The organism is Geobacillus sp. 47C-IIb (assembly GCF_014679705.1).
Lineage (GTDB): Bacteria > Bacillota > Bacilli > Bacillales > Anoxybacillaceae > Geobacillus > Geobacillus thermodenitrificans.
The window spans coordinates 3,110,732-3,122,941 of the sequence record NZ_CP061473.1 but is presented as its reverse complement, the minus strand read 5'-3'; the positions used below and the strand labels follow the sequence as shown (position 1 = coordinate 3,122,941).

The following is a 12,210-nucleotide window of genomic DNA, read 5'->3' as shown; positions in this document are numbered from 1 at the left end:
ACCTTCATCCCCTCTTAACGAATCTCTTTGACGACGCCATCTTCAACGATGATGGCACGCGCCTTTGTCACCTCTTCCCAGCGGTCGCCGACGTTCACCTCGATAAGCGCCTCGACTTCCCGCTCCTTCAACTCACTGCCTAACGGTAGCATATGTAATTGTTCAAGCTGAAACTCCAGCAGTTTTATTTTCTCCATGCGGTCATCAATTTGTTTCGCAAAATATTGTTTCACTAAAGCAGGTGAGTATTTTCCGCTTTTCTCCATCTTCTTTTGTTCGAAACGAAGTTGGTCGCACTCGCGCTCAAGTTGTTGCTTACGTGCCACAAACGTGGCAGCGAGCATCTGTTTGCTTCGCTCGGTGACAATTTGACGCACCTCGACCGTTTGAATCAGCTTCATTCCTTTCCCCCTTTTACAACAATATCAAAAAAGGGAGAGGAATGTCCTCACCCTTTTTCTTTCACTTGCACGATAACCCGCTTTGGCGACCCGGCCGCGGCAGCGTAGACGACTGTACGAATCGCATGGATCGTCCGTCCTTGCTTGCCGATCACTTTGCCGACATCCTCGGCATGCACCGACAGCTCGTAGATGACTGCCTGTTCTTCCTCACGGCTTTCAACCGCCACCGCTTCCGGATAATCGACAAGTGCCTTAACGATCGTTTCAATGAGCGGTTTCATGCTTGTCTCTCTTATTTGCCGTATTTTAAGTTATGGAACTTCTCTAAAATACCTTGTTTCGACAGCAAGCTGCGCACTGTATCCGACGGTTTGGCGCCGTTTTGCAACCATTTGAGCGCTAGCTCTTCATTGATTTTAATTTCCGCCGGCTCAGCAACCGGGTTGTACGTGCCGATCGTTTCAATGAAACGACCGTCGCGCGGCGAACGCGAGTCTGCAACAACAATGCGGTAGAATGGGTTTTTCTTTGCACCCATGCGTTTTAAACGAATTTTTACTGCCATAGTTTGTACGCACCTCCGTATATAGTTCACACAAGATAGTATATTAACAATTCTTTTTCCGTTTGTAAAGGTTTTTCGCTTAACAGAACATCATTTACATAAATGGGAAGCGAAATCCTTTTTTCTTCCCTTTTGGCATATTCGTCATCATTTTCATCATTTTTTTCATGTCGTCAAACTGCTTCAAAAGCCGGTTTACTTCTTGCACAGTCGTACCGCTTCCTTTGGCGATCCGCTTTTTCCGGCTGCCGTTAATGATTTCCGGATGCATTTTTTCTTCTTTGGTCATCGAGCGAATGATCGCTTCAACGCGGGCAATTTGCTTTTCATCGACTTGGATGTTATCCAGCCCTTTGATTTTATTAGCACCTGGCAACATTTTCAAAATTTCATCGAGCGGGCCAAGCTTGCGCACTTGACCGAGCTGATCCAAAAAGTCATCGAACGTAAACGTTGCCGTGCGCATTTTTTGCTCAAGCTCTTTCGCCTTCTCCTCATCAACGGCGGCTTGAGCTTTTTCAATGAGCGTCAGGACGTCGCCCATTCCTAAAATGCGTGACGCCATTCGCTCCGGATGGAACGGCTCCAAGGCGTCAAGCTTTTCGCCCATCCCGACAAACTTGATCGGCGCCCCAGTGACGGCGCGAATCGACAACGCTGCTCCTCCACGCGTATCGCCGTCAAGTTTCGTTAAAATCACACCGGTAATGCCGAGCTGTTCGTGGAAGCTTTGAGCGACATTGACGGCATCTTGTCCAGTCATGGCGTCAACGACGAGGAAAATTTCATCCGGTTTGACGGCCTCTCTCATTTGCTTCAGCTCATCCATGAGCGCCTCGTCGACATGAAGGCGGCCGGCCGTATCGATGAGCACGTAGTCATGATGCTCCTCTTTCGCCCGCTCGAGCGCCTGTTTGGCGATCTCAACGGGATTGGCGTGCTCGCCTAACGAAAAAACGGGCATATTTAACTGTTTGCCGAGCGTCTCAAGTTGCTTGATCGCTGCCGGACGATAGACGTCAGCAGCCACAAGCAGCGGCTTGCGGTTATGCCGTTTACGCAACAAGTTGGCGAGCTTTCCGGTCGTCGTCGTTTTCCCGGCCCCTTGCAGCCCGACCATCATGACGACCGTTGGCGGCTTCTTGGCGACGGCGATTTTGCTCTGCTCGCCGCCCATGAGCGCTGTCAGTTCTTCTTTTACGACCTTAATAACTTGCTGGCCTGGTGTTAAGCTTTTCAGCACTTCCTGACCGACGGCCCGCTCGCTCACCCGTTTAATAAAATCTTTCACGACTTTAAAGTTGACGTCCGCTTCTAACAAAGCCAGGCGCACTTCTCGCATCATCTCTTTTACATCGGCCTCGGTCACTTTTCCTTTGCCGCGGATTCGATTCATGACATGTTGCAAGCGTTCGGATAACCCTTCAAACGCCATCGCGTTCACCCCCTTAATCGAGCTCATCAAGCTCGTTGACTAGCGCTGCCAATTCAGCATCGGCGCTATAATGTTGGCGAACGTAGTCTTTCAATCGCCCGATGAGCTGCTGTCGTCGCTCATATTTTTGCAGCAGTCCGAGCTTTTCTTCATATTGTTCCAGCATCGCTTCTGTGCGCCGGATATTATCGTACACCGCCTGGCGGCTCACCTTATATTGTTCGGCAATTTCCCCGAGGGAGTAGTCGTCCAAGTAGTAGAGCGTCATGTAATTGCGCTGTTTCGGTGTCAACAGCGCTTGGTAAAAATCGTACAAATAGTTCATGCGCATCGTTTTTTCCAGCACCGGACTCTCCCTCCCTCATTGTTAAGTGAAAATCCTTTACAAAAGTGAGTGTACTTTGTTTACCGGCCGTTGTCAAGATAAAGGCCATTCGTTTTGTTTCGCTTCCGTGGCATAACAAAAACAGGGCTGACGGCGATACCGTCAGCCCTGTAAGCATGAGCACACGGGCCTCCCCGACAAGCAACGCCCCGCCTCGAATTAGGCGCTTGCGCCATAACTTACGAACAAAACAACGTTATTGTTCATCAAACAACCCAGCAAACAAACCGTAAACATATTTTTCCGCGTCAAATGGCTGCAAGTCGTCCATTTTTTCACCGAGGCCGACAAATTTAACCGGAATGGCAAGCTCGTTGCGAATGGCGAGCACGATGCCGCCTTTCGCCGTGCCATCAAGTTTCGTCAACACGATGCCAGTGACATCGGTTGCTTCTTTAAATAGCTTCGCCTGGCTCATGGCATTTTGCCCAGTCGTCGCATCCAGCACAAGCAGCACTTCATGCGGCGCACCCGGAATTTCGCGGCTGATGACACGTTTTACTTTCTCGAGCTCTTTCATTAAATTCACTTTGTTTTGCAGCCGCCCGGCTGTGTCGCACAGCAGCACATCGACGCCGCGCGCTTTCGCCGCTTGAATCGCATCATACATGACGGCTGCCGGGTCAGAACCGGCCGTTTGTTTAATGACGTCGACCCCGACGCGCTCGCCCCATACCTCGAGCTGCTCGATCGCCCCAGCGCGGAACGTATCGCCTGCGGCTAAGAGCACCGATTTCCCTTCCGATTTCAGCTTATGGGCGAGTTTGCCGATCGTTGTCGTTTTGCCGACGCCGTTGACACCGACAAACAAAATGACCGTCAGTCCGCTCGTTTGGATATTCAAAGCAGAAAGCTCGCTGTCATCGGCACCAGCGCGGTAAATGTCAATGAGCTTCTCGGCGATGACGTCGCGCATTTGCGCTGAGTCTTGAATATTGCGGCGCTTCACTTCCATTTTCAGCTCGTCAACCAACTCCATGACGGTCGTCACGCCGACATCGGCCGCGATTAAAATTTCTTCGAGCTCTTCAAAAAACTCTTCATCCACTTTCCGGTAGCGGGCGATGAGATCGTTCACCTTCCCAGCAAGTGAATCGCGCGTTTTTGACAACCCTTCTTTAAACTTCTCAGTAACGGCATCGGCTTGTTTCGTCCATTTTTCTTTCAACTTTTGAAAAAAGCCCATTGAGGCTCCTCCTTTCCACTATGACTGCACGAGCTGCTTCGAATCTTCGAGACGAACGGAAACGAGCTTCGAGACGCCGGATTCCTGCATTGTGACGCCATAAAGCACGTCCGCCTCTTCCATCGTCCCTTTTCGATGGGTGATCACAATAAACTGAGTGTCGCGGCTGAACCGCTTCAAATATTGGGCATAGCGCTGCACATTTGCCTCATCAAGCGCCGCTTCGACTTCATCAAGGACGCAAAACGGCACTGGGCGCACTTTTAAAATCGAGAACAACAGAGCGATCGCAGTCAGCGCCCGCTCGCCGCCAGAGAGCAAGCTTAAATGCTGCAGCTTTTTCCCGGGCGGTTGGGCGACGATGTCCACACCTGTCTCTAACAAATTGTTCGGATCGGTCAGCCGTAAATCGGCGCGCCCGCCGCCGAACAGCTCGCGGAACACCTCGCTGAAATGGGCGCGGATTTGTTCGAAGGTCGTGAAAAACCGTTTCTTCATTTCCTCGTCCATTTCCTCAATGACTTGGTGAAGTGTCGCTTTCGCTTCTTCCAAATCGGCCTTTTGCTCGCTCAAAAAGCGATGTCGCTCGGAAACGCGCTCATACTCGTCGATCGCTCCCAAGTTAACGGTGCCAAGCTCCTCAATGGCTCGCTTGATGAGCTTCACCCGCTTGCGCGCCTCATCGGCGCCAATTTCGAGCGGATACCCGGAACGAGCTGCTTCAAACGATAGCCCGTACTCTTCGCTGAGACGGGAGAGCAAATTGGCAAGTTCCACGTCGAGCCGGTTCAGCTTCACTTCCTCATCTTTGACGACCTCAACAAGCTGTTTATGTTGCCGCTTCGCTTCTTTCCATTCCTGCTCCAAATGCTCAAGCCGTCGTTGGCAGTCGAGCCGCTGTTCGCGGCGGCTCGTGATCAGTTCAAGCGTTTTTTGCTTGTCCTCGAGCTTTTGCTGCCGCAGCTGCTCAAGTTCTTCTTCATTCCATTCCGGCGCTTCCATTTCCGCTTGCAAGGCAGCCCGTTCACGCTCTGCTTGCTGGAGTCCGCGGGCAGTTTCGGCAAGCTCCGCTTCGATCTCCTCGGCTTTCCGACGTGCGTGCTTCACTCGCTCTTTCGTTTCCGCCAACGCGATTTTTTTCTCAGTGATCGCCACTTGCAGCGCTTCTTTCGTTGTTTTCTCCGTCTGTTTTTGCACCTGCAGCCGGTTGATGTCCTCATCGATCGCCTGAAGCTTCTCTGCAAGCTGTTGAAGTTGCCCATCAATGGCGCCCAAGCGGTTGTTCAGCTCCGCTATTTCGCGTTCATCGTTCGCTTTTTCTTCATCATATAAGGCGAGTCGCTCATCGATTCGCTTTTTCTGCCACTCAAGTTCGCGCTGCTCCTCTTTCTCTTCTTGCAGCGACTGTTGCAGCCTAGCAATCTCCTCTTTGAGCATCGCCGCCTCCGCTTCCCATTCTGCCCGTTCGCGTCGTTTTGCAGCCATGTCGCGCTCCAAACGGGCGATGACATCATCCATTTCCCGCAGTTTGGTGGCGATCGTCTCAAGCTCACGATTTCGACCTAGCAATGAAGCGGTTTTTTTCGCCGCCCCGCCGCCTGTCATCGCCCCGCCAGGGCTGACGACATCGCCATCGAGCGTCACGAGCCGATATCGATAGTGAAGGAGCTTCGCTAACTCATTCGCCCCTTTTAAATCGGCCGTCACAATCACATGACCGAGCAAATGGGCAATCGCCGCTGCATAAATGTCATCATACTCAATAAGCTCACTAGCGATGCCAACAAACGCCGGATGACCGCTGATCGCCGCACGTTCCCGCTCGGAAAGGGAGCGCGCCTGAATGACATCAAGCGGCAAAAACGTCGCTCGCCCGTAGCCGTTCGTTTTCAAAAAATGAATGGCTTGCCGCGCTGCTTGTTCGCTGTCAACAACGATATGCTGCATCGCGCCGCCAAGCGCCGTTTCAATCGCGATTTCGTAGCGATCCGGAACGCGGATGAGCTCAACGATCGCCCCACGGATGCCGGGCAGCCGATTGCGAGCCTTGAGCACTTCTTTTACTCCTTGGAAAAAGCCGGCATACTCGTGTTGCATCTCCTCAAGCCACTGCTGGCGCGCTTTTGCTTGTTGCCGATATTGGCGTGCCTGATGAAGCGACGTCTCTTTCTGTTCGAGCTCCACTTGTTGTTCTTTGAGCGCCGATTCGAGAGCTGCCAGTTTGCTGCTCGCTTCGGTGATCGCCTGTTCCAGACGGGATAGCTCAGCCAATAAAGCCGCACGCTGCTGCTCGAGCTGGTTGCGCTGTTTTAAATGGTCGCTGTTCGCTTCATTTAACGCCGCTTGCTTCGCACGAAGCTTATGGATGGCTTGTTCCACATGCAAGCGCTCATTTTTCAATGCCGCCTGTTCATGGACAAGATCAATGTAATCGCCCTTTCGTCGTTCGATTTCTTCTTCGATGTCGACTTCGTGGGCTGAAAGCAGCGCTTGTTGTTCTTTCAATTCCTTCTCCAGTGCGGCCGCACCTGCTTCAAGTTGGGTGAGGGCGGCTTTTTCCGAACGGAGCTGCTCTGTCAGGCGGCGCCGCTTTTCCGTCAACGCAATGACTGTTTCGTCAAGCTGTTCGATGCGCTGGGAGGCGTGTTTTTTCCGCTCTTTCAGCACTTCTTTCCGCCCCTCGAGCTTCTCCAGCTCTTCGCTCGCTAAAAGAAGCACTTGCTGCAAACCGTCGACCGATTCATCAATGGCGGTGATTTGGTCGCGCAGCTGCTCGATATGGGCTTCCGTTTTTTGCAGCTCCGCCGCCAATCTTCCTTCTTCTTGTTGATGCTCATTAAGCGCCTCATTTAGCTCGCTCCATTGCCGATGCAGCTGCTCGATATCATGCACCATAAGCGCTACTTCAAACCGCTCGAGCTCTTCCCGTTTTTCCAAATACTCTTTAGCGATCGACGCCTGCATCCGGAGCGGCTCAAGCTGTTGCCCGAGCTCATGCAAAATGTCGTTGACCCGCTGCAAGTTGTCTTGCGTTTCCGCTAGTTTCGTCTCTGCCTTTTTTTTGCGCAATTTGTATTTCAAAACCCCGGCTGCCTCTTCAAAAATCGTACGCCGCTCTTCCGGCTTACTGCTTAAAATTTCTTCGACCCGGCCTTGGCCAATGATCGAAAACGCCTCCTTGCCAAGCCCGGAATCGAGAAACAAGTCGACAATATCTTTTAGGCGGCACGGTTGGCGGTTGATGAAAAATTCGCTTTCCCCCGAACGATAGACGCGTCGGGTTACACTGACTTCCTGATACTCTAACGGCAAAAAGCCATCTCCGTTGTCGAGCGTGATCGTCACCTCGGCCACATTGAGCGGTTTGCGCGAGTCACTGCCGGCGAAAATGACATCTTCCATTTTCGCACCGCGCAGTGATTTCACTGACTGTTCCCCGAGCACCCAACGAATCGCATCCGTAATGTTGCTTTTTCCGCTTCCGTTCGGGCCGACGACCGCCGTCACGCCGGGAACGAAGTCAATTGATACGCGATCGGCAAACGATTTGAAGCCGATCACATCTAACCGTTTGAGGAACATGATCTGGTGCCTCACCATCTTTCCGCTGTATAATCCATCGGAAACATCCCCATCCGTCGGACTGAACGGCGGACAAGGATGTTCTATCTTTTATCAATATACCATACAAAGGCAGAAAAACGCCGATAGAAAAAGACTGACGTCAAGCGCCAGCCTTTTATTGCTTGTCGGCGGCCCGCAACGTTTCGAGCGCCATTTGCGCTGCATGTTGCTCAGCCTCTTTTTTCGAGCGGCCGACACCGACGCCGAGCTCTTGCCCGTTCAATGCCACACGGGCGACAAATTCTTTATTGTGAGCCGGTCCTTTTTCTTCCAAAATGGCGTATTCAAGCGTTCCGCTGCCATCGCGTTGCACCAATTCTTGCAACTGGCTTTTAAAATCCATCACATGAGAAAAAGCACCTTCGTCAATCTTCGGGAACATCGTTTGTCCTAAAAAACGAAGGACCACGTCCATTCCTTGGTCCAAATAAAGGGCGCCAATAAACGCCTCGAACACGTCGGCGAGCAACGCCGGGCGCGTCCGCCCCCCAGTCAGCTCTTCGCCTTTGCCGAGCAAAACAAGCTCGCCGAACGACAAGGCGTTGGCAAATTTCACAAGCGACGGCTCACAGACAATGGCCGCCCGCAGTTTCGTCAATTGCCCTTCACTCATATGCGGAAACTTTTGAAATAAATATTGGGAAACGGTCAGCTCCAACACGGCGTCGCCTAAAAACTCAAGCCGCTCGTTGTCCTCATGGAACCGCCGCCGATGCTCATTCACATACGATGAATGGGTGAACGCTTGTATCAATAGCTTTTCATTTTGGAAGGTGATGCCGATTTTCTTCTGCAGTTCTTGAAACTTCGCCCGCCTTTTTTCGTAAATGCGCCCTTTATCTCTTTGTTTTGACATAAAAATGCCCTCCGACTTCATTCCAGACAAACTGGCCGTATACTATCTTTTATTATATCCGTTCACTGACCCGCTACGCCAACGAGAACAGTTCACTTTTGCCGCAAGGCTCGCCAAGCGTTCCTTAAAAAGCAGAGAAAGCCCCGTTCGGAGCAACGGGACTTTGCAAAAAAGCGGCATTACAGTTGGCTTTTTATGTAGTTCACAGCATCTCCGACTGTGACGATTTTTTCCGCTTCTTCATCGGAAATTTCCATGTTGAATTCGTCTTCGAGCTCCATAACTAGTTCGACGATGTCGAGCGAGTCGGCGCCCAAATCATCTTTGAACGATGCTTCAAGCGTGACTTGCGATTCGTCAACACCCAAGCGATCGACAATAATTTTCGTTACACGCTCCAATACGTCTGCCATTGCGTTCACCTCCCTTCATGATTATAGTCGATTCGTCAAAAAAATACTAGAGGCGTTTATTACGGCATCACCATGCCGCCATCGACATGAAGCGTCTGGCCTGTCATATAGCCAGCCGCGTCCGAAGCGAGAAACGCGACAACACGGGCCACATCATCCGGCTCGCCGAAGCGGGCGAGCGGAATCTGCTTTAACATTTCTTCTTTCAGCTCCGCGCTGAGCGCTTCCGTCATGTCGGTCGTAATAAATCCCGGCGCGATGGCGTTAACCGTAATGTTCCGGCTGGCCAATTCGCGCGCCGCCGTCTTCGTCAACCCGATGACGCCGGCTTTGGCGGCGACGTAATTCGCCTGGCCAGGGTTTCCAATCACGCCAACGACCGAAGCAACGTTGATGATCCGCCCGTAACGCTGCTTCATCATCGGCCGTGTGACGGCCTTCGTACAAAGAAATACCCCTTTTAAGTTCGTGTTAATCACGGCATCCCATTCTTCTTCTTTCATCCGCATCAATAAATTGTCGCGCGTAATGCCGGCGTTATTAACTAAAATGTCGAGGCGTCCGAATTGATCAAGCACCGTTTTTACCATGCGCTCCACATCCTCGGCGCGGGCGACATCCGCCTGTACGGCGAACGCTTCGCGGCCGAGCGAGCGGATCATGTCGACGACTTCATTCGCCTTTGCTTCACTGCCGGCATAGTTGACGGCAACATTTGCCCCTTGGCGGGCCAACTCAAGAGCGACTGCCCGCCCGATGCCGCGCGATGCTCCAGTGACGAGAGCGATTTTTCCTTCGAGCATCATGATTCTCCTTTCAACGCCGCAACGGTCGCTTCTAAGGAAGCGAGATCGTTTACCGCATAAATGCGGGCGTTGCGGTCAATTTTTTTCACGAGGCCGGACAATACTTTCCCAGGCCCAATTTCCAAAAACGTGTCGACACCAAGCGCCAAAAGCGTGCGTACCGACTGCTCCCAACGCACCGGCGAGTACAGCTGCTCAATGAGCAGGCGAGCGATGTCTTCTTTGTTCATCACCGGTTCAGCAGTCACATTGGCGATAACCGGAATGTCAGCATCGCGGATGACCAAGCCGGAAAGGACTTCTTGCAACTGTTCTGCCGCCGGTTTCATCAGCGCTGAATGGAACGGGCCGCTCACCTCAAGCGGAATGACGCGTTTGGCACCGCGCTCTTTCGCCAGCTGCCCCGCTTTTTCCACCCCCGCTTTCGAACCGGAGATGACGATTTGCCCTGGACAGTTGAAGTTAGCCGGCTCGACCGGATCGCCTTGGGCAGTAATTTCATTCGTCACCGCCTCAAGCACCTCCGCTTCCATCCCTAACACGGCAGCCATCGTGCCTTCACCGGCTGGCATTGCTTCGTCCATCAGCTCGCCGCGGCGGCGCACTGCATAGACAGCGTCGGCAAACGACATCGCACCGGCAGCGACAAGTGCCGTATATTCACCTAAACTATGGCCGGCGACATAATCAGCCTTAAGACCAGCAGCTTTGACAAGCTCCAACAAAGCGATGCTCGCAGTCAAAAGTGCCGGCTGGGCGTTGTATGTCAGCGTCAGCTCCTCTTGCGGCCCATTAAACATGAGCGCTGAAAGCGGAAAGCCGAGCCGTTCGTCGGCCGCTTCGATAACCGCCCGGGCGCGGGCATCATGGTCAGCGGCGTCTTTCGCCATGCCGACCGTTTGAGATCCTTGACCTGGAAATAAAAAGGCGATTTTCCCCATTCCCGTTCCTCCTTGGTTTATGATGTCCGTTCAAGCTCCGCTTTGATCGTGCCGATCACATCATTCGCTACCATTTCGCGCGCCTGGCGGACGGCGTGGAAAATAGCGTTCGCATCAGATGAACCGTGCGCTTTAATGACCGGGGCGTTCAAGCCAAACAGTGCTGCGCCGCCGTATTCGGAGTAGTCCATCATCTTTTTCAGCCCAGAAAGCTTCGGCTTGAGGGCTGCAGCGGCAAGTTTGGCCGTCACACTGCTTGTCAGCGTCTGTTTGAGCAAGGAAAAGAGCGCCATGGCCGTTCCCTCGATCGTTTTTAAGGCAACATTGCCGGAAAAGCCATCAGCAACGACGACATCAGCTACCCCTTGCAACAAGTCGCGCGCTTCAACGTTGCCGATAAAATGAAGATTCGTTTCTTTCAGCAAGGCAAATGCCCGCTTCGTCGTTTCATTCCCTTTCTGGTCTTCTGTGCCGACATTCAGCAAACCGATACGCGGGTTCGCGATGCCTCGCACTTGTTTGGCGTATACATGACCCATGAGCGCATATTGCTGCAAATGCTCAGGGCGGGCATCAACGTTCGCTCCGACATCTAAAAAGACAAACCCTTTTCCGTCTAACGTCGGCAACGTCGGCGCAAGCGCCGGCCGGTCGATGCCCGCAATCCGCCCGACGACAAACAGCCCGGCAGCCATAAGCGCCCCGGTATTGCCGGCGGAAATGCAGGCGTCCGCACGCCCTTCCCTCACCTCTTCTGCCATGCGCACCATCGACGAATTTTTTTTGCGCCGCACCGCCCGCACCGGCTCATCGGTCGCTTCAATCACTTCATCAGCATGAATGATCGAAATGCGCTCCTCATTCTGCAAGTACGGGCGAATTTTTGCTTCATCGCCAATTAAGGTAATGCGAATATCAGAAAAATGCGCGGCGGCTCTTGCCGCCCCGCGCACGATTTCTTGCGGGGCGTGATCTCCCCCCATAGCGTCAATCGCGATATTCATTGCTGTCGCCATCCTTTTTTTCCATGTTTGAGCGATACATTTCGAACGTTCCTGAAAACACGAGCTCTTGGCCGACATAGCTGTTCACATCAACGACCGTGCGCCCGCTCTTCGTTTTGCCCGTTACTTTCGCCTTCGCCACGACCCGCTCGCCTGCTTTCACTTGGCGCACGAAACGGATCGTCGCCTTCGCCGTCAGTGCCAATTCATCATGAATGACGGCGACAGCGAGCGAATTCGCTTGGGCGAACAAATGATGGCCGCGGGCAATGCGGGTGCGCCGAAAAACGTGTTCTTCTTTGACATCAAAAATCGAAATGGCACTCGCATCTGGCTCGATGTCAATGATATCTCCAATCACTTCTTCAAGCGGCAACGCTCGCACTTTATCAGCGAACGACTGACGGGCGACGTGTTTGATGCGCTCGCGCAGCTCGGGAATCGACAGCTCAAGCCGGTCAAGGCGGATCGTCTGCACGCTGACGGAAAATTTCTCCGCCAACTCTTCGTCAGTCACAAACGGGTTTTCCCGGATCGTCTCCTGCAGCAACCGTTGCCGTTCGCGTTTGCTTTTTCTCATCGATTCGTTAC

Annotated in this window: 13 protein-coding genes; all 13 read right to left on the bottom strand. The window is 52.7% G+C overall.

Going from position 1 to position 12,210, the window contains the following annotated elements; translation table 11 throughout:
- Nucleotides 1-14: 14 nt before the first annotated feature.
- The gene (locus IC804_RS15810; protein ID WP_008878612.1) at nt 15-401 is read right to left on the bottom strand and encodes a YlqD family protein; all 387 of its coding nucleotides are present in this window, start codon (nt 399-401) and stop codon (nt 15-17) included.
- A gap of 47 nt (nt 402-448) precedes the next feature.
- Nucleotides 449-685 (bottom strand): KH domain-containing protein, encoded by a 237-nt coding sequence (locus IC804_RS15805; protein ID WP_008878613.1) that lies wholly within the window; start codon nt 683-685, stop codon nt 449-451.
- Nucleotides 686-696: 11 nt separating this feature from the next.
- A complete protein-coding gene (rpsP, locus tag IC804_RS15800; protein WP_008878614.1) occupies nt 697-969 on the bottom strand; it encodes a 30S ribosomal protein S16 in 273 nt (90 codons plus the stop codon).
- Between the two features lie 94 nt (nt 970-1,063).
- The gene (ffh, locus tag IC804_RS15795; RefSeq protein ID WP_029760452.1) at nt 1,064-2,404 is read right to left on the bottom strand and encodes a signal recognition particle protein; all 1,341 of its coding nucleotides are present in this window, start codon (nt 2,402-2,404) and stop codon (nt 1,064-1,066) included.
- Between the two features lie 13 nt (nt 2,405-2,417).
- A complete protein-coding gene (locus IC804_RS15790) occupies nt 2,418-2,750 on the bottom strand; it encodes a putative DNA-binding protein (protein ID WP_008878616.1) in 333 nt (110 codons plus the stop codon).
- Between the two features lie 235 nt (nt 2,751-2,985).
- The gene (gene ftsY, locus IC804_RS15785) at nt 2,986-3,975 is read right to left on the bottom strand and encodes a signal recognition particle-docking protein FtsY (RefSeq protein WP_029760451.1); all 990 of its coding nucleotides are present in this window, start codon (nt 3,973-3,975) and stop codon (nt 2,986-2,988) included.
- 18 nt (nt 3,976-3,993) lie between these two features.
- Nucleotides 3,994-7,557 carry a chromosome segregation protein SMC gene (gene smc, locus IC804_RS15780; RefSeq protein ID WP_081157091.1) on the bottom strand — a complete coding sequence of 1,188 codons (3,564 nt, stop codon included), beginning with the start codon at nt 7,555-7,557 and terminating at the stop codon, nt 3,994-3,996.
- A 157-nt stretch (nt 7,558-7,714) separates the two neighbouring features.
- The gene (rnc, locus tag IC804_RS15775) at nt 7,715-8,455 is read right to left on the bottom strand and encodes a ribonuclease III (RefSeq protein ID WP_008878619.1); all 741 of its coding nucleotides are present in this window, start codon (nt 8,453-8,455) and stop codon (nt 7,715-7,717) included.
- Between the two features lie 179 nt (nt 8,456-8,634).
- Nucleotides 8,635-8,868: an acyl carrier protein gene (locus IC804_RS15770; protein ID WP_008878620.1), complete on the bottom strand. Its 234-nt coding sequence runs from the start codon at nt 8,866-8,868 to the stop codon at nt 8,635-8,637.
- A 59-nt stretch (nt 8,869-8,927) separates the two neighbouring features.
- Complete coding sequence (gene fabG / locus IC804_RS15765; protein WP_008878621.1) at nt 8,928-9,671, bottom strand: 3-oxoacyl-[acyl-carrier-protein] reductase; 744 nt, start codon at nt 9,669-9,671, stop codon at nt 8,928-8,930.
- Nucleotides 9,671-10,615, bottom strand: coding sequence for an ACP S-malonyltransferase (gene fabD / locus IC804_RS15760; protein WP_081157090.1), 945 nt, complete (start codon nt 10,613-10,615; stop codon nt 9,671-9,673). Before fabD ends, fabG begins: the two co-directional genes overlap by 1 nt.
- Nucleotides 10,616-10,632: 17 nt before the next feature.
- Entirely contained in the window at nt 10,633-11,619 is a 987-nt protein-coding gene (gene plsX / locus IC804_RS15755) for a phosphate acyltransferase PlsX (protein ID WP_008878623.1), read from the bottom strand.
- Complete coding sequence (fapR, locus tag IC804_RS15750) at nt 11,603-12,199, bottom strand: transcription factor FapR (protein ID WP_008878624.1); 597 nt, start codon at nt 12,197-12,199, stop codon at nt 11,603-11,605. The genes plsX and fapR overlap by 17 nt, the downstream gene beginning before the upstream one ends.
- Nucleotides 12,200-12,210: the final 11 nt, after the last annotated feature.